This is a genomic window from Nocardioides sp. CCNWLW239, assembly GCF_037137035.1.
In the GTDB taxonomy this organism is placed as follows: domain Bacteria; phylum Actinomycetota; class Actinomycetes; order Propionibacteriales; family Nocardioidaceae; genus Nocardioides.
In genome coordinates this window covers 331,621-349,206 of record NZ_JBBBNW010000005.1, presented here as the reverse complement: position 1 = coordinate 349,206, position 17,586 = coordinate 331,621, and the positions used below count along the sequence as shown (strand labels likewise).

At 70.3% G+C, this 17,586-nt stretch carries 12 protein-coding genes; 4 read left to right on the top strand and 8 right to left on the bottom strand.

Annotation, left to right across the window (positions count from 1 at the left end):
• The first annotated feature begins 170 nt into the window (after positions 1-170).
• Positions 171-992 carry a carbon-nitrogen hydrolase family protein gene (locus WBG06_RS20705; RefSeq protein ID WP_336738850.1) on the top strand — a complete coding sequence of 274 codons (822 nt, stop codon included), beginning with the start codon at positions 171-173 and terminating at the stop codon, positions 990-992.
• 96 nt (positions 993-1,088) lie between these two features.
• Here the strand turns inward: WBG06_RS20705 and WBG06_RS20700 are convergent, their stop codons facing one another.
• Genes WBG06_RS20700 through WBG06_RS20690 form a run of 3 tightly spaced genes read right to left on the bottom strand, consistent with a single transcriptional unit; the run spans position 1,089 to position 6,183 of the window.
• The gene (locus tag WBG06_RS20700; RefSeq protein WP_336738849.1) at positions 1,089-3,140 is read right to left on the bottom strand and encodes an oxidoreductase; all 2,052 of its coding nucleotides are present in this window, start codon (positions 3,138-3,140) and stop codon (positions 1,089-1,091) included.
• Complete coding sequence (locus tag WBG06_RS20695; RefSeq protein WP_336738848.1) at positions 3,137-4,651, bottom strand: APC family permease; 1,515 nt, start codon at positions 4,649-4,651, stop codon at positions 3,137-3,139. Before WBG06_RS20695 ends, WBG06_RS20700 begins: the two co-directional genes overlap by 4 nt.
• Positions 4,652-4,698: 47 nt before the next feature.
• Positions 4,699-6,183, bottom strand: coding sequence for an aldehyde dehydrogenase (locus tag WBG06_RS20690; protein ID WP_336738847.1), 1,485 nt, complete (start codon positions 6,181-6,183; stop codon positions 4,699-4,701).
• A 99-nt stretch (positions 6,184-6,282) separates the two neighbouring features.
• Here WBG06_RS20690 and WBG06_RS20685 point away from each other — a divergent pair, with 99 nt between their 5' ends.
• Entirely contained in the window at positions 6,283-6,936 is a 654-nt protein-coding gene (locus WBG06_RS20685) for a TetR/AcrR family transcriptional regulator (RefSeq protein ID WP_336738846.1), read from the top strand.
• Between the two features lie 2 nt (positions 6,937-6,938).
• Here WBG06_RS20685 and WBG06_RS20680 read toward each other — a convergent pair whose 3' ends face one another.
• Both WBG06_RS20680 and WBG06_RS20675 read right to left on the bottom strand, forming a co-directional pair.
• Complete coding sequence (locus tag WBG06_RS20680) at positions 6,939-7,544, bottom strand: hypothetical protein (protein ID WP_336738845.1); 606 nt, start codon at positions 7,542-7,544, stop codon at positions 6,939-6,941.
• Positions 7,545-7,620: 76 nt separating this feature from the next.
• On the bottom strand, positions 7,621-8,823 hold the full coding sequence (locus tag WBG06_RS20675; protein WP_336738844.1) for an MFS transporter: 1,203 nt from the start codon (positions 8,821-8,823) through the stop codon (positions 7,621-7,623).
• 48 nt (positions 8,824-8,871) lie between these two features.
• Here WBG06_RS20675 and WBG06_RS20670 point away from each other — a divergent pair, with 48 nt between their 5' ends.
• Both WBG06_RS20670 and WBG06_RS20665 read left to right on the top strand, forming a co-directional pair.
• Positions 8,872-9,528 (top strand): FadR/GntR family transcriptional regulator, encoded by a 657-nt coding sequence (locus WBG06_RS20670; RefSeq protein WP_336738843.1) that lies wholly within the window; start codon positions 8,872-8,874, stop codon positions 9,526-9,528.
• Positions 9,529-9,700: 172 nt separating this feature from the next.
• Positions 9,701-10,813 (top strand): FAD-dependent oxidoreductase, encoded by a 1,113-nt coding sequence (locus WBG06_RS20665; protein ID WP_336738842.1) that lies wholly within the window; start codon positions 9,701-9,703, stop codon positions 10,811-10,813.
• A gap of 57 nt (positions 10,814-10,870) precedes the next feature.
• Here WBG06_RS20665 and WBG06_RS20660 read toward each other — a convergent pair whose 3' ends face one another.
• The 3 genes from WBG06_RS20660 to WBG06_RS20650 form a co-directional block, all read right to left on the bottom strand.
• Complete coding sequence (locus WBG06_RS20660) at positions 10,871-12,991, bottom strand: hypothetical protein (protein WP_336738841.1); 2,121 nt, start codon at positions 12,989-12,991, stop codon at positions 10,871-10,873.
• An 80-nt stretch (positions 12,992-13,071) separates the two neighbouring features.
• Positions 13,072-16,674 carry a TIM-barrel domain-containing protein gene (locus tag WBG06_RS20655; RefSeq protein ID WP_336738840.1) on the bottom strand — a complete coding sequence of 1,201 codons (3,603 nt, stop codon included), beginning with the start codon at positions 16,672-16,674 and terminating at the stop codon, positions 13,072-13,074.
• A 60-nt stretch (positions 16,675-16,734) separates the two neighbouring features.
• Positions 16,735-17,586, bottom strand: coding sequence for a class II fructose-bisphosphate aldolase (locus WBG06_RS20650; protein WP_336738839.1), 852 nt, complete (start codon positions 17,584-17,586; stop codon positions 16,735-16,737).

Genomic DNA, 17,586 nt, shown 5'->3' with positions numbered 1-17,586 from the left:
GTGGGGCCCGAGACCCGTGATCCAGATCACGGTAGGCCCCCGCGACTGCCGCCGACCAACACCGGTTTTCGTTGCTCTGCATCGGCAAACCAGATGCCCGAGCTCGTTGACATCGCCTCGGCCGGGGCCTGTGATGTGGGGTTCACCCACTTCTTCAGGAGGCACCCCTCATGCAGGATCGCGTCACCGTCGGGTTGGTCCAGTGGCACGCGGTGCCCGGCGATCCGGGCATCAACCTCGAGAGGGCGATCGAGCTGGTCGCAGAGGCCGCCGACCTGGGCGCCGAGCTGGTCGTCCTCCCAGAGCTGTGGGCCAGCGGCTACGACGCCTCGCGGCTGGGCGAGATCGTCGCGGAGGCAGCCGAGCCGGTGCCCGGCCCGCGTAGCGAGCGACTCGCGGAGGCCTCGCGCACCCACGGCATCTGGCTGTTCGCCGGGACGGTTCCCGAGCTGGCCGACGGGGTCACGTACAACACGGCGGTGGTGTACGACCCTGCCGGGGAGATCGTTGCCCAGCACCGCAAAGCACACCTCTACCGCGCCACCGCCGAAGACGCCGTCTTCACCGCAGGCTCCGAGGCGACGGTCCTCGACACCGAGCCCTTCGGCACGGTCGGGATGGCGATCTGCTTCGACGGCGACCACCCGGGCTACGCTCGCGCACTGCGCGACCGTGGCGCCCGCCTGGTGGTGATGCCCGCGGCCTACGAAGCCGGCGCGGAGAGCTGGTGGGAGCTGCTGCACCCGGCCAACGCCCTTGCCAACGGCCAGTGGTGGATCACGGTCAACCAGGCCGGCGGCGAGGGCGAGGCGGCCATGTTCGGCCGCAGCCGGGTGATCGCACCGGACGGCGCCGTCGTCTGCGAGGCGCCCCGCCACGACGCCGGCGGCCCGGCCGTCGTCACCTGCACGATCGATCTCGCCGCTGGGATCGCCGACGCGGACCTGCACGGCGGCGTCATCTGGACCGACGCTCGTCCCGAGATCTACTGACCCCCGACGTACGACGGGGAGTTCGGCATGGGTTACCAGCGCGTAGCCGGTGCAGAACTCCCCGTCGTACCTAACGGTCGCGAAACCCGGCCGTCCTCAGGCCAGCTGGGTCACCTCGCGGCGGAACGGCACCTCGTCGTTCGAGGGCAGGACGGCGTCGAACTCTTCGGCGGCGCGGCGGCCGGACCAGACTGCCGCGGCGATGGTGCCGGGTCCCCAGGAGTCGCCGATGCCGCGTACGGAGGCGAGCTCGCCGGCGTCGCGACGGGCCACCAGGTCGAGGTAGAGCTCCTCGCGCGGGAGCCGGGCGGTGACCATGACGACCGCGTCGCAGTCGAGGTCGCGCTCGATGCCGGCGTAGACGTCCTGCACCCGGACGCCGCCGGTCCCCACGGACATCACGGCGTGATCGGTCACCCGGGTGATGCCGTTCTCGATCAGGCGGCGCTGGATCCGGTTGATCTCGAAGGTGTTGTTGGTCCACGAGGACACCTGCGAGCCGGTGGTGACGATCGAGACGTCGTAACCCTTCTGCGCGAGCAGCTCGGCCACGACGCCGCCCAGGTAGTAGTGATCGTCGTCGTAGACGACCACCTTCTTGCCGTCGGGCAGGCGACCGGCGAAGAGGTCGTCGGGGCCGAGCACCTGCGCACCCTCGGCGATCGGCATCGCGCTGGTGTGGAAGCGGGCGACGCCGTCGGTACGCCACGTGGCCCCGGTCGCGGTGATGACGTGCTCGAAGCCGAACTCGACGATGTCGTCGGCACTCATCGGGCTCTCGCGATAGATCTCGACGTTGGGGAGCTCGGCGAGGACGGCCTCGCGGTACTCCTTGACACGGCCCCAGGCCGAGAGGCCCGGCAGCTTCGACTCCGCGGTGACCCGGCCCCCGAGGTCGCGGCCGGCCTCGGCCAGCACGACGTCGTAGCCCCGCAGCCCGAGAGCACGCGCGGCCTCCAGGCCGGACGGGCCAGCACCGACGACCAGGACGCGCGAGTCGCTCTCCTTGGTGCGGATCTTCTCCGGGTGCCAGCCGCGCCGCCACTCCTCCCCCATGCTCGGGTTCTGGGTGCAGCGGATCGGCGACATGGTGAGGTCGCCGGAGACGCAGATGTTGCAGCCGATGCACTCGCGGATCAGGTTGAGCCGGCCGTCGCGGATCTTGTTCGGCAGGAACGGGTCCGCGATCGACGGGCGCGCGGCACCGATCAGGTCGAGGATGCCGGCCTTGACCTGGCGCACCATCGCGTCGGGCGAGGTGAACCGGCCGACACCGACGACGGGCTTGGTGGTGAGCTTCTTCAGCCCGGCGACGAACTCCTCCTGGCGGCCCTCCGGCGCGAACCGGGAGGTGACCGAGTCGCCCTCCCAGCTGCCCATGGCGAAGTCCCACAGGTCGGGCAGCTCGCCGAGCTCGCGCAGCACGCCCTCGATGTCCTCGCGGGTGATGCCGCCGTCGATCTCCTCCTCGACGGTGATCCGGCAGGCGACCGCAGCGCGACCGGCGACCTCCTCGATGGTGTCCTCGAGCAGCTCGCGCAGCAGCCGCATCCGGTTCTCCAGCGAGCCGCCGTACGCGTCGGTGCGGTTGTTGTAGCGCCGCGAGAGGAAGTGGTGCGGGGCGCCGTAGCCGTGGGCTCCGTAGACGTAGACGACGTCGTAGCCGGCCTCGAGGGAGCGGCGTACGGCGTTGCGGTGCCAGCGGCGCAGGTCCTCGATGTCCTGCAGCGACATGGCCCGGGCCTGGACCGGCGCGATGGTGTCGGGCGCGACCGGGAGGTGCGCGGGCCCGAGCGGGGTCTCCCGGCTGAGCTGGTTCGGCGCGTTCATGCCGTTGTGGGCGAGCTCGATGCCGGCCAGGCCGCCACCCTCGTGGATCGCGTCGGCGATCCGCTTGAGCGCGGGCAGGTCCTGGTCGTCCCAGATCCGCAGCTCGATGAACGGCGCGATGTCGGAGGTCGCGTGGATCTCCACCTGCTCGGTGCACACCACCGACCAGCCGCCCTCGGCCTTGATCTTGCGCATCGCCGCCTGGGCGCTGGGGTCGCGGTAGCCCATGCCGTTGCAGTGCGGCACCTGGTAGAAGCGGTTCTTCGTGGTGAACGGCCCGATCTGAACGGGCTCGAAGAGGATGTCGTAGGCGGTCATCGGGTGGGCTCCTCGGTTGGAACGGACGGGTTGGGGGCGCCGACCTGGGCGCGGACGCGGGCGCCGCGGACGTACCCGATGCCGCACAGCAGCAGCAGGCAGCCGAGGGTGCCGAGCGTGAAGACCTCGAAGGTCAGCCGGCTCACGCCCCAGATCTCCTGGAACGGGTACGCCTCGCCGAACAGCAGCTCGAGGGTGCCGGGGAAGACGGCGACCCAGGAGCCGAGCAGGACCCAGGCGAAGGCCAGCGCGCCGAGCGCGGCGAACCCACGGTCCGAGACCGGCACGCGGAACGGGCGCGGGCGGTCGGGGTAGCGCGTACGCAGCCGGATCGCGGCCGGGATGACCAGCAGGTAGCTGAGCAGGAAGGTCGAGATCGAGATGGTCAGCACGACACCGAAGATCGAGGCACCGTCGCCGGTCACCTGCATGGCGGCGAGCAGGAACACCGTGGCCACGACGCCGGAGAGCATGTTGACCCGCACCGGGGTGCCGAGACCCTCGTGGAAGCGGCCGAAGAAACCGCCGAAGAAGGACCCGTCGGCGGCGGTCATCGCCTGCATCCGGTCGGAGATGATCATCCACGCGGCACCCTGGCTCATCAGGATGTAGACGAAGACGACGGCGGTGAGCGTGAGCAGCGGCTCGGCAGCGGGCCCGTAGACGGAGTAGACGGTGCCGACGGCGTCGAGCAGACCACCGATGCCGGTGATGTCGTCGCTGGGGACGACGAGCAGGATCGCGAAGATCGGCACCAGGTAGCAGATCGCGGCGGTCAGGCAGGAGCGGAAGATCGAGACCGGTACGTCGCGGGCGGGGTTCTCCATCTCACCGGCGGCGCTGTTGGAGGACTCGAAGCCGAGGTAGGCGAAGAGCAGGATCGGGACCGAGCCGAACAGACCGAGCAGCGTCGGGCTGAAGTCGCTCCCGCTGAGGCCGACGACACCGTTCTTCGCGGCGTAGATGATCGTGGTCAGCACGAAGAACGCGAGCAGGCCGACCTTGAGGATGGCACCGCTGGTCGGCAGCCACTTGCCCTTGGCCAGGCTGGCGATCGCGGCGACCACGGTGATCCAGATGAACACGATCTTGAAGACGTAGTCGCCGACGGACCCGTGCTCGAGCGGCGTGATGTAGACGCTCACCGTCTCGGCGGCGAGGAACGCCATCGAGCCTCCCACCCACACCGGCTGGGTGATCCAGGTGAGGATCGCGGCCACCGCGGCGGCCGGGCGCCCGAAGGCGTCCCGGACCCAGGTGTAGGCGCCGCCCTCCTCGCTGAACGCGGCGCCGGTCTCGGCGAAGATCAGGCCGTACGGCACGAGGAAGAAGACCGCGAGCACGAGCGCCCACGTGAATGCCTCGGCGCCGTAGATGGAGACCTGACCGAGGGTCTCGAGGCCGACGACGGCGGCGATGAGCAGGAAGACGATGTCGAAGCGCCGCAGTGTCTTGCGTAGATGTGATTGTTGCTCGGCCGCGAGTGCGGTCGGCTGGTTGGTCTGCGTCATGGTGTGTCCCTGATGGCTGGGGGGGAGGTCCGGGCGGTCGCTCGGGTTCAGTGGTTGATCCAGACGGTCTTGAGACCGACGTACTTGTCGAGGGCGTGCAGGGAGAGATCCCGCCCGAAGCCCGAGCCCTTGAAGCCGCCGAACGGGGTCCAGGCACTGAAGGCGTCGACGCCGTTGACGGTGACGGTGCCGGCGTGGATCCGGTCGGCGAGCCGGTGCGCACGGCTCAGGCTGCCGGTCGCGACCGAGGCGGCCAGTCCGTACGGGGTGCCGTTGGCGAGTGCGACGGCCTCGTCCTCGGTGTCGAACGGGGTGACGGCGAGGACCGGCCCGAAGACCTCCTCACGAGCGAGCGTGGAGGCCGGATCGACACCGTCGAAGACGGTGGGCTGGACGTAGCAGTCGCTGCCGTCGCGGGTGATCCGCTCACCCCCGGTGACCAGGCGGGCACCCGAGGTCTTGGCCTCCTCGACGAAGCCCATGATCCGGTCGGTCTGCTCGGGCGAGACGATGGCACCCATCCCGGCGGCCGGGTCGAGCGGGTCGCCAGGGGCGTACGCCTCCGCCTCCTTCGCGACGAGGTCGACGAACTCCTCGTGGACCTCGCGCTGGACCAGGACGCGCGAGTGCGCGGAGCAGACGGCGCCCTGGTTGAACCAGATGCCGAACGCCGTCTGCTTGGCGGTGGCGGCGAGGTCCTCGGCGTCGGCGAAGACCAGGTGGGGGCTCTTCCCGCCGCACTCGAGCCAGACCTGCTTGAGGTTCGACTGGCCGGCGTACTGCAGGAAGTAGGCGCCGACCTCGGTCGAGCCGGTGAATGCGAGCGCATCCACATCGGGGTGCAGGCCCAGGGCGCGACCGGTGGTCTCGCCGAGGCCGGGCACGACGTTGAGGACACCGTCAGGGATCCCGGCCTCGGCGGCGAGCTCGGCGATCCGCAGCGCGGAGGACGGCGACTGCTCGGCCGGCTTGAGCACGACGCTGTTGCCGGCGGCCATCGCCGGGGCGACCTTCCAGGCGAGCATGTCGACCGGGTAGTTCCACGGCACGACGGCGCCGACGACACCGAGCGGGACGCGTCGGATCAGCGCCGTGGTGCCCGGCGGGGTCGGCGCGACCTCGTCGTTGATCTTGTCGATCGCCTCGGCGTAGTAGCGGAACAGGTTCACTGAGAACGGCAGGTCGAGGTCGTACGCATCGACGACCCGCTTGCCCATGTCGAGCGCGTCCAGCACCGCCAGCTCAGCGGCGTGGTCGGCGAGCAGGTCGGCGAAGCGGAGCATCCGCTCTCTCCGGAAGGCGACTCCCGCCCGCGACCAGCCGCCGTCGTCGTACGCCTCCCGAGCCGCCCGCACAGCGGCGTCGACCCCGGCCGTGCCGGCGTCCGCGACCTCAGCGAGCAGGGCGCCGGTCGCAGGGTTGCGGTTCTCGAAGGAGCCCTCTGCGGTGTCGATGGAGCGACCTCCGACGAACGGTCGCGTCCGGGGGTCGACCTCTGCGGCAATCTCTCGCCAGTCCTGGTGCGTTCGCACAAGCAAGTCCTTTCTTTGCGCTTCACCGAAAATATGAGCCCCGCCACACCAGGTGTCAATCATTCGCCCGCAGATTTCACACAGGCGTTACGGTTGAGCATGGCTCGACGCAAGGACCAAGCCGCTCGGCGCGAACATCTGACCGCGGCAACACTCACCGTGATCGCCTCCCACGGGTTGGCCGGCGCGACGATGAAGAACATCGCCGCCGAAGCCGGGATCTCGCCACGACTGATCGCCTACTACTACCCCGAGCTCGACGACCTCATCGAGGCTGCCCACCAAGCCGCGACCGACCGTTACTACTGGTCCCGGCAGCGGGCGATCGAGGGCGACCTCTCCCCCGTCGAGAAGCTCGGACGCCTGATGTACTCAGGCCTTCCCCGAGGTGAGGACCTGCTTCTGAGCCAGGTCCTCGACGAGATCTCGGTCAACGCGAGCCGCAGCCCCATGCACGCGACCCTGATGACACTGCTCTTCGACCGCGAGGTCTCGCTCTACACCGCCGTCCTCGAGGTCGGGCGCGCCACCGATGTCTTCACGCTGACCGACTCGGCCGAGGCGATCGCCCGCAACTTCGTGGCCCTCGAGGACGCCTTCGGCCTCCATCTGCTCGCCCACAACTCGTCCCTGACCCTGGAGCGGGCCGAGCAGCAGCTGGCCAGCTACGCGCACGCCGCACTCGGCGTCCGGGTCACCCCGATCGACCCAGAATTGCCCAAGGACGCAAAGAATTCCGGGGTGCGTCCCTGACCTCAGTCCCGCCTGCGCGTCAACGCCTCGACGCCCCAGCAGGCGAGGCAGCCGAACAGTGTGATCACCACGGTCGGGACGGCCGCCATCAGGTCATACACGAAGATCTCACCGGCGAGCGCCTCGTAGAGGCGCCACGACCACTTCAGCCAGGCGATCGTCAGCACGGCCGGCACGATCAGACCGATCGGCCACAGGAAACCGCGTCGCCGGGCGACGCCCCACGCGGCCACCAGGCACACCGTGATGAACACGACGAGGAAGCGGACCAGCCACAGCCACCACTCCCCGTCCGGCAGGTCGAACGAACCCCGCGCCTGGAGGAAGTCGGCGACGAGCCAGTAGCAGTCGAAGAGCCACGCCGGGACCAGCAGGAGCGGTGCGGTGAGCTTGCGCACGAGACTCCGTCCACGCCACATCAACATCGCCGCGTACGTCAGATAGACCAGCGTGAACAGCACGCCTTCGACCGCATGCTCCTCCGGGTAGCCGAGCTCCCAGCGGGTCCGGCTCAGGATCACCAGCCGCACGACCTCGGCCGCGATGACGACGACGGCCGCCACGACGGAGAGTCCGACCCGATCCGGCTTCTCGGCGGTTGCGGTCATGTCCCGAAGTATCGCCGATCATCAGGGCCGCCACCCACGGAATCCACCGTGTCGGTCGCCCCGGCGGACAGCCGGCTCAGTCCTCGGCAGGGGCTCCGATGACGACCGGGCGACCCGCGACGTACCCGGCGCAGATCTGGATGACAGCGACCCCCAGCAGCAGCGCGATCGGGACCGACCATGATCCGGTGGACTCACGCAGGAGTCCGACGACGAACGGGCCGCCGGCGGCGAGCAGGTAGCCGATGCTCTGGGCCATCGAGGACAGCCCGGTGGTGCCGGCGGTGGTCGCGGTGCGGATGCTGAACAGCGTCAGGGTCACCGGGAAGACCGCGCCGCCCACGCCGAGCAGCACCGCCCAGAGCCAGGCGCCGGCGACCGGCGCGAGCCAGAGCCCGCCGAACCCCATCGCCAGCAGCGCCGTCAGCACCGCGATCAGGTGGCCCTGCGAGGAGGCGCGGATCGCGATCGTCGGCGCCAGAAAGAACACGGGTACGCCGACCAGGATGCTCACCGCGAGCAGCAGCCCGGCCGTCGCGTGGCTGAAGCCGGCGTCGGCGTAGATGCTCGGCAGCCAGCTCATCACGACGTACGCGAACAGCGACTGGGTGCCGAAGACGACCGTGACCGCCCACGCCACGGGCTCACGCCACAGCGAGACCTTCGCTGCACCACCGCGGCGCCGCCCGCTCTCGCGCAGGTGCGGCAGCCAGGCCACCAGCGCCAGCACGGCGAGCAACGCCCAGACGCCGAGCCCGACCCGCCAGCTTCCGGCGGCGTGGGCGATCGGCACCGTCACCCCGGCAGCGATCGCCGCGCCCAGCGACATCACCGCGCTGTAAGCGCCGGTGACCGAGCCGACCCGGTTCGGAAAACCCTCCTTGACCACAGCAGGAAGCAGCACGTTGGCGAGGGCGATGCCGGCGCACGCGACGAACGTGCCGGCCAGCAGCAGCCACGGATCGCCGATCACCCGCACCAGCAGCCCCGCGACCAGCAGTCCGAGCGCGACCCCGATGCCACGATGCACCCCGAGCCGGCGGGCCAGACTCATCCCGGTCGCGCCGACGACCGCGAAGCACAGCACGGGCAGCGAGGTGAGGAAGGACCGGGTGCCGGCCGAGAGCCCGTCGAGGCTGTCCAGCAGAGCCCCGAGCGATGTGATGCCACCGCGCAGGTTGGCCGCGACGAGCAGGACCGCGACCAGCAGCCACACCGTGGATCGTGCGGTCGGGCTCGACGGTGCGGTCTCGGGGCGGGACTGGAGTCGGGAGGTCACACCCCCTAGGATGCCAGACATCGGATGATTGGATGAAAGGACGGCACGGTGCCGCTCTCCACCACCACCCCCCGCTCGCTGGTCGACCAGGCGATCGATGGGATGCGAGGCCTGCTCGCCGACGGCGAGTGGGCGGTCGGCAGCCGCATCCCGCCCGAGCCGGAGCTCGCCGCTGCCCTCGGCGTCAGCCGCAACACGGTGCGCGAGGCGGTGCGTGCGCTGGCCCACACCGGTGTGCTCGAGGTGCGCCGTGGCGACGGGACGTACGTCGCTGCCGCCAACGAGGTCGCTGCGATGGTGCGGCGCCAGGTCGGCCGGGTCGACCTGCAGCACGTCCTCGAGGTCCGTCATGCGATCGAGACCCAAGCCGCTGCACTGGCCGCCGAGCGGCGTACCGACGACGACCTACGGGCCCTGACCGCGATCATGGAGCGGCGAGCGACCGCCGTCGCAGCCCGGGATGCCGACGGCTTCGTGGACGCCGACGCGGAGTTCCACCTCGGCGTGGTCACCGCGACCCACAACCCGCTCCTCATCGAGCTCTATGCCGGCTTCGAGGACACCCTGCGCACGATGATCTACCTCGACGACGAGACGGACGAGCTCGCCGATGAGCACGCCGCCGTCCTGGACGCGATCCGCACGCAAGACCCGACTGCCGCCGCGGCCGCCGTCACTGGCCTGCTCCACACGCTCGCCCGCTGACGCCGTGACGAGCTGACGTGGCGCTCGATCGGCCAGGTCGGACATCGAACGCCATCTAGAACATGTTCCAAATCTTCACGAGGTCCACTACCGTCGAGCGGTGAGCAAGAACGAGTCGCCCGTCCGTCGACCGGGTGCCCCGTCTCGTACCAGGACCACCCAGGGTGGCAGGGTGAGGCGCAAGCGGATCGTCATCGCGGGGCTCGGCGACACGGGTGTCCTGACAGCGGTACGCCTCTCGAAGTGCGCCGACGTCGTCGGGATCTCCACCAAGCCAGGACTGATCAGCGGCCAAGAGCTCGGCGCTCGAGTCAGCAGGCCGGCCGAGTGGGAGCGCGACTACCGGATCCCGTTCAACCGGTTCCGCGGACTTGACCGGGCCGAGATCGTTCACGGCACCCTCGTCGGTCTCGACCTTGCGCGCCGGGCCGTCCAGGTGGAGCGGCCGGACGGCACCACGCGTCCTGAACCGTATGACCTGCTGGTGATCTCGACGGGAGTCAGCAACGGGTTCTGGAGAAAGCCGGGCTTCCAGACGGACGACCAGATCGATGCCGACCTGCGGCATGTCCACCAACAGCTGCAGAGTGCGGCCTCGGTGATCGTCATCGGCGGTGGCGCAGCGGCTGTCAGCAGCGCGGCCAACATCAGCGGCACGTGGCCCGACAAGCAGGTCGACCTCTACTACCCGGGCGAGCGCCCCCTCCCCCAGCATCATCGAAAGACCTGGCAGAGCCTGGAGAGACGTCTTGTCGAGAGAGGCGTCGGGCTGCACCCGGGCCATCGCGCCGATCTTCCGCGCGACTTCGTCGGGGACGAGATCACCAGCGACGCGGTCACGTGGAGCACCGGCCAACCGCCGTCGAAGGCCGACGCGGTCCTCTGGGCCATCGGCCGCGTGCACCCCAACACCGGCTGGCTTCCCGCGGAGATCCTCGACGACCGCGGGTTCGTCGTGGTGGATTCGAACCTCCAGGTCACAGGGCAGATCGGCGTCTTCGCGGTCGGCGACGTCGCGGCCACCGACGAGCTGAGATCCTCCGCGAGGAACCGCGCCGACCGCCTCCTCGCCCGCAACATCAAGGCCGTTCTCGAGGGGAAGACGCTCGACAGCTATCGACCGCCCCGTCGCCGCTGGGGCTCGGTGATCGGTGTTCAGCGAGACGGGCTCCAGGTATTCACGCCCGGCGGACGACCGTTCCGTTTCCCCGCGTGGACGATCAACGCCGTCCTGCAGCCGTGGATCGTGCGTTGTTGCATCTACCGGGGAGTACGCCGCGACTGAGTGACACAGCGTCGCTCGAGCGTCGTCGGGACGTCTCGGCCGCAGCCACCGGCTCCGTCAGGTGTCGGGGAGGTCGACGCGGATGAACTTCGGCCGATACAGGAGCGGATTGCGCAGGACCGCTCCGACGTCGGTGCTGTTGCGGCTGTAGGAGACGACCACCGAGCCGGGCTGCTCGAGGATCTCGGGATGGGCCAGCGGCATGTAGCGCAGCTCGCCGCGCGCCACGCCGGAGGGAAGGGTGCCGACCGGCGGTTGCTCCCGGAACGGTCCGGTCGGCGACGAGGAGGTCCAGAAGACCAGGTCGGCGCCCAGGAACTCGCCGCTCTTGCTGAACGCATACCAGCGGCCATCGCGCTCGAAGACGCTCAGCGTCTGAGAGACGCCGTCGGCCGCGGGGATCAGCTCGCTCGCGGAGCCCGCCCGGCCGACCCAAGCGGCTCCGTCCCAGTAGGTCCAGCGGTCCGGGTCCGCGACGCGGTCGGGCTCGACCCGAGCGACGTGCAGCGAGAAGCCGGTGCCGAGCTCCGGGTCGGGCTCCCGCGCAGTGCCGTACAGGTAGAGCCACTTCCCCGACAGTGCTGCCGCGGCGCCCCACATCGGCCGGCGGGTGTCGGCGTCGTCGGCACCGATGTCGGTCACCGAGATGAGCTGCGGCACTCCCCCGTCGGGCACCACGAACTGGGCGATGGCAGGCCCCAGCGCCTCGAAACCGAAGACGTCCTCGGAGTCGGTCGTGCGCACCCGCTGCGCGGCCACGACGACGAGTGCATATCCCGGCTTGTCGAGGGCAGTCACGGACATCGGCCAGTAGCCGACACCGTCCCCGCGGTCCGGGATGATCGCGCCACCCGGTTCCGGCAGGACGACGCGCAGGCAGTCGGGCTCGACGAGCAGCATCGAGTTGCGTACGAACCCGGCGCCGGGAAGCTCCTTGGCCCGTAGCGTGTCGCCGAACATCCAGATGCTCCGCCCGTCGCCCAGGGCGGCGCTCACCCCGACATCACCGCCCTGCAGGGCAGGCTCGGCGCGCAGCCTGGTGATCCGGTTGAGGTCGTCGACGTCCTCGACCGGACCGGAGGGAACGCACTGGGTCGTCGAGGCGAGGCTGGCCAGCGGGCGCGGCACGGTCTCGGCGTGCAGGGCAGCGGTCAAGGCCGTCGCCAGCACCGTCAAGCAGGTCGCCGACGCCAGGACCAGGCCCAGGGTGCGCCGCCACGACCGCAGCTCCGCGAGCTCGCCGTCGCGCGCGCGGTCGGTGCGGACCAGCCATCGTGTCGTGACCAGCACGACCAGGCCGAGCAGCGCCGACCCGGCGATGGTCACGACCGGCTGAGCGATGCCCTCACGACCGGCGTCGGTCCACAGCAGAGCCTCCCCGGCTCCGGCGATCGTCCAGGCGGAGCCGGTCGACCAGGGCTCGGAGAGGAGCAACCGGTCACCGGCGAGGACCAGGGGCAGCGGCCCGGCGAGGATCAGCGCCGCCGCGAACAGCAGGCCCGGCAGCCCGCCGACGATCTCGCAGGCGAAGGTCAAGGCGCCCGCGGCGACCACGGTGGCCGCGAGGACGATCCCGGTCTGCGCCGACCCGGCGAGCAGCCAGCCGAAGGCGCCCGCGCCGGCGGCCATCGCCGCGAGCGCGGTCAGCCGTGCCAGCAGCCGAGGCAGCGTACGTGCCAGCGGCCCCCACACGAGCGAGACGACGCACACCAGCAGGAAGCCGGCCAGAGCGGCTCCGAAGGTCACCGGCGCCCACGACCGCTCCTCGAGCCGCTCGGGCGACGACACGAGCGCGACCGTACGTCCGTGCGTCTTCTCGATCCGCGCGACCTCGGCCTCGACCGCACGAGCGAGCTCGGGCCGATGGGCGGCGGCGATCCGCAGCTCGTCCTGCGTCCCGGACAGGTCGAGGTCGAGCTCGGCGACGGCGTCGCCGCTCTCCAGCAGCGACTCCGCCTCGGACCGGTCATCGACGGCGCCTGCCGCGAACGGGCGACCGGGCACCGCGTTCACCTGCTCGACCAGGGGCGCGGTGACGACGTCGGGACCGACCAGCACCACCGGCGCCTCGTGCAGCTCGCCCGCATCGGCACGCAGCCGACCGACGATCCAGCCCAGGGCGACCAGCACGAGCACGGCGCACGGCACGACCTCGCCACGACTCCCCGGCCGCACCACTCACCGCCCCTCCGTCACCGCACAGCGCGGCGCTCCTCCAGGGACATGTAAGCAGTGCGACCGGGTCGCCCGCCACGGGGCTAGCTCGGAGTGGCGCGCCAGCGCTGGGCGCCCGCCGCCGTGTCGGTCTGCTGGATCACCAGCCCGTCGGTGCCGGCCGCCAGGCTGAGACCGCTGTGCTTGGCCGAGACCTTCAGCGCACCTCCGTCGGTCGCGATGACCCAGCGTTGGTTGGGTGTGCCGGTGCAGGTGTACTCCACGACCGGGTCGCCACTCGTCTTCGAGCTGTACGCGACATCGGCGCACAGACCGGTGCCGGCATTCTTCAGCTGATAGCTGCCGTCGTCCTCGTTCCGGGTGACCACCCACTTCTGCGAGGCCGCCGCTCCGCCGGCCACCGTCGTCAGCTGACCGTCGCTCGTCCCGCTGGCGGCAGCGAGCGCGAGCCCCGACCCGACGTTGCCGAACGCGTACTGCCCGTCGGCCAGCGCCGGCGGGACGATCTCCTCGTCGCCGACCGTCATCGCGAACACGTGCACGGCGGCATTGGCCGGAAGCGTGACCGCCGCGATCTCCTTGGCCGGGTCGGTGCGCAGGGTCTTCGTGAACAGGCGGTAGGAGACGGTCGGGTAGGCCGGACCGGTCGGGGTGTTCTTCCCGAGCGTGGTCACGGCCACCTTGGCGCCGTAGCTGTCGGTGGCTGCGCAGCACCAGTTGGGGAACCCGAGCGTCCCGGTGGAGGTGCTGCCGTCGGCGTAGTGCACGGTTGCCTTCCCCGACGCGGACAGGCTGGTGCCGGTCCCGAGGAACGTCAGCGCGTTGCCCGTGCCGCTGACCCGGATGGTCTCACCACCGGAGGCCACGTTGTCCGCGGTTCCGGGCACCGACGACGGCCAGGTGAAGTCGAACCCGTTCGCGCTCACCGTCGCGCCCGGTGCGACGCCCTTCTCGGCGAGCTTGCCGGCGAGGAAGCTGCTGCCTCCGCCGTCGATGTCGCCCGGTGCGGGATCCTCGGCCTTGGTGACGCCGACGTTGTTGAACGCTGAGGCCAGGTCAGGGTGGGCGACCGTCGTGGTGACCGAGTCGGACACCGCGTACGTCCGGTCGTGGGTCACATAGGTCGCGCCCACGTCGATCTTCACCCGGCCGGGTTCGGCATCCGCCGGCGGCGTGACACTGAACGTCGCGGTCCGGGAGGCACCCGGCGCGAGTCCACCGGTCGCTGCAGAGGTGGTGCGTACGTCCCAGCCCTCGGGCGCGGTGGCGGTGATCGCCTGGAGCTGCACGCGGGAGTCGGTGTCGTTGGTGAAGGTGGCCTTGACCTCGGCGGCCTCACCGGCGACCGCGATCGCGGAGGTGGTGCCATCGAGGCTCACGTCCCGGTCGCCCGGGTGGCTGCCACCGACCGCCGAGGAGCCGTTCAGGGAGACCACAGCAGCCGAGGACGTGGGCAGCTTGCCGGTCTTCACGTGCGTGATGCCGGTCGACGCGTCGTGGAACCATCCGGTCGCTGCTTCTGCCAACGCCGCCTTCGAGGCTCGCTGCGGCAGCTCCGTACCGCCCAGGACCACGCTTCCCGGCTCGGCGTCGGCATGCACCGCGAGGCCGTACTCGCGCGAGGCGGGCTTGCCGGCGTAGGAGCCGTCGACCTCGCCCAGCCGCACCACGACCCGGCCGCGACCGTGTTCGGGGGCGTCGACCTGGAACCTCTGGGTGGCGGACTCGCCCGAGGCGTGCGCCTGGCTGCGCCCGTCGTCCTCGTAGTTCACGAACGACGAGGAGCCCTGCGGGTAGATGTCCAGGTCGAGCCGCCCCGACTTCTTGCCCTGCTGCCAGTCGAGCGTGCCCTCGGGGAACTGCGGCACGACCGCACCGGCGCGTACGAACAGCGGCAGCGTGTCCAGCGGAGCCTTGTAGCCGTCGATCGTGGTCGGCCCCTGGTGGACCCGGCCGCTCCAGTAGTCGACCCAGGTGCCCTCGGGCAGGTAGATCCCGTCACGGGTCGTGGCGTCCTCGTAGACCGGGGCGACCAGGAAGTCGTCGCCGGCGAGGAACTCGTACTTCACCGCGTCGCCCCAGGTCTTCGGGTCGTCGGGGTAGTTGAGGTAGAGGGGCTTGACCGCGCCGACACCGTTGCGGTTCGCCCGCATGGTGTGGGTGTAGAAGTAGGGCAGCAGCCGCTCGTGCAGGTTCAGGTACTTGCGGTTGATCGAGGTGTACGGCTCGCCGTAGCGCCACGGCTGCTTGTCGGAGGCCGCCCACCCGCTCATCAGGTAGGTCATCGGCAGGAACATCTTCCACTGCATGTCGCGGACGTACGTCTCGGCGCTGCCGCCGAAGATGCCGTCGACGTCGCCGGTGGCGAGGTGCTGGCCGGACATGGTGGAGCCGGCGTAGGTCGGGATCTGCCAGCGGATGTAGTCCCAGCTCCCGGACTGGTCACCGCTCCACACCGCCGCGCAGCGCTGGGTGCCGGCCCAGCCTTCGACGGTGAGGACGGTCGAGCGGTCGGTGCTGTTGGTCTCGATGCCGTCGCGGGCCTGCTCGCAGGCGTCGAGCGCGAAGCGGTAGCCCGGGCCGACCCAGGCGACGTCGGTCTTGCGGACGCGTACGCCGGCCTTGACCTCGCTCTCCTGCTCGGTGAGATCGTCCTCGGTCCACAGACCGAGCTCGGCGCCGTGGTCCTTCAGCATGTCGCCGGTCTCGGCCAGGTCCTCGTAGCCGCAGCCGTAACCGTCGTTGACCAGCATCCAGCCCAGCGGAAGCTCGTGCTCGGCGTAGCCGTCGGCGATCGCCTTCGAGTCCCGCAGGGTCTCGCGCTCGCCACGGTTGGCGTTGTGGAGGTAGCAGTCGGCGTCGCCGACCTCCAGGGCGTACATCGGGACCGCGACCGGTCGCCCGGTCAGCTCGGTGTAGGAGTCGATGACCTGCTTGGCGTCGCCGACGAAGTAGTAGGCGTCGAAGCGCTGCTCGTCGTGGGTGGTCGTGGTCGGCGCACCGAAGTCGTAGCTGCCGGGCGCGAAGGTGTTGCGCAGCACCCCGTAGCCGCGGGAGGAGACGTAGAACGGCACCGCGTTGGGGTTGCCGCCGTCGTTCCAGTTGAAGTCGCGCGAGATCTTGATCGTCTGGCCGCGGTGGCTGAATCGGCCGTTCTGCATGCCGCCGCCGAAGAACTGCTCCTCGGCACCACGCTCGAGGTGCTGCGCGGTGCTCTTGTCGTCCCAGGTCAATGGCGAAGCCTCCGCCATCAGCACCTTCCCGTCCGGGTCGGTGAGACGCAGGGTGATGGGCTGCTTGGTCACGGTGAGCACGGCCTCGTCGGTGCTGATGACGTACGCCGCGTCGGTCTCCTTCACCTGCGACTGCCCGCCGGGGTAGTCACGCTTGACGACGATGTCGGCATCCGGCGCACCGGGGTTGCTGGGGTCGTCGTTGGCCGGGTCGTCGAACTCGCCGGTCGGGGCGAGGCGTACGCGCACCATGTCGGCGTCCTCGAAGGTCACGCGCAGTGCTGCCTCGCCGGAGTCGAACGTGTAGCTGTCGCCGTCGCGCTCGAAGCCGGTCACCGCACCGAGCTCGCCCGTCGCCTCGGCCGCCATCGAGCTCACCGGGCTGAGCGCGACCAGGCCCGCGGCCAAGGCGACTCCCGCGACCAGACACCGTCGGAATGATTGATTGAACATGATCACATCACGCCCTAATTAGTCAGAATCAATCGAAATCGAGGGCGACTGTAACGCAGGTCACACAGCGCGGTCTACCCTCGGTCCACCGATCAGGGCGAGCAGCCGGGCGGCCTCGCCGGCGACCGCGTCCCGGCCCGCGCCGAGATACTTGCGCGGGTCGACCTTGGCCTCGTCCGCCAGGGCCGCGCGCACCGCCCGCGTGAAGGTCGCGTTGAGGTGGGTCGCGATGTTGACCTTCGTCATCCCGGCCCTGATCGCCGCGACGATGCCCTCGTCGGGCACCCCGGACGAGCCATGGAGCACGAGCGGCACCTCGACAGCGTCGGCGAGACGGGCGATGAGCTCGTTGTCGAGCGAGGCCGTACGCGTCGTCATCGCATGCGAGGAGCCGACAGCGACGGCGAGCGCGTCGACCCCGGTGGCCTCGACGTACGCCGCTGCCTCGTCCGGCTGGGTCCGGACCCCTGGCGCGTGCACGCCGTCCTTCCCGCCCACCTCGCCGAGCTCGGACTCGACGGAGGCACCGCGCTCGTGGCACCAGGCGGCGACCTTGGCAGTCGCGGCCACGTTCGAGTCGTAGTCGAGCTTCGAGGCGTCGAACATCACCGAAGGACACCCGAGCCGGACCGCCTCCTCGACGAGCTCGACCCGGGTCGCATGGTCGAGGTGCACGCAGACCGGCACCGTGGCACGCTCCGCGATCGCGAGGGTGGCGCCCAGCAGCGGCGCAAGGCCACCGCGGTAGTCGGCGGTGTTCTCCGAGATCTGCAGGACGACCGGGCGGCCGGCCTGCTCGGCGCCGGCGACGATCGCCTCGGCCAGCTCGAGCTGGATCACGTTCATCGCACCCAGCCCGCAGCCGGTGCCGCGGGCGCTGTCCAGCAGCAGCGACATCGGGACCAACGGCAT

Excerpts from the sequence above, each read along its gene's own strand:
- WBG06_RS20705 (WP_336738850.1), top strand. The coding sequence starts at position 171 with ATGCAGGATCGCGTCACCGTCGGGTTGGTCCAGTGGCACGCGGTGCCC.
- WBG06_RS20700 (WP_336738849.1), bottom strand. The coding sequence starts at position 3,140 with ATGACCGCCTACGACATCCTCTTCGAGCCCGTTCAGATCGGGCCGTTC.
- WBG06_RS20695 (WP_336738848.1), bottom strand. The coding sequence starts at position 4,651 with ATGACGCAGACCAACCAGCCGACCGCACTCGCGGCCGAGCAACAATCA.
- WBG06_RS20685 (WP_336738846.1), top strand. The coding sequence starts at position 6,283 with ATGGCTCGACGCAAGGACCAAGCCGCTCGGCGCGAACATCTGACCGCG.
- WBG06_RS20680 (WP_336738845.1), bottom strand. The coding sequence starts at position 7,544 with ATGACCGCAACCGCCGAGAAGCCGGATCGGGTCGGACTCTCCGTCGTG.
- WBG06_RS20655 (WP_336738840.1), bottom strand. The coding sequence starts at position 16,674 with ATGTTCAATCAATCATTCCGACGGTGTCTGGTCGCGGGAGTCGCCTTG.
- WBG06_RS20650 (WP_336738839.1), bottom strand. The coding sequence starts at position 17,586 with ATGCCGTTGGTCCCGATGTCGCTGCTGCTGGACAGCGCCCGCGGCACC.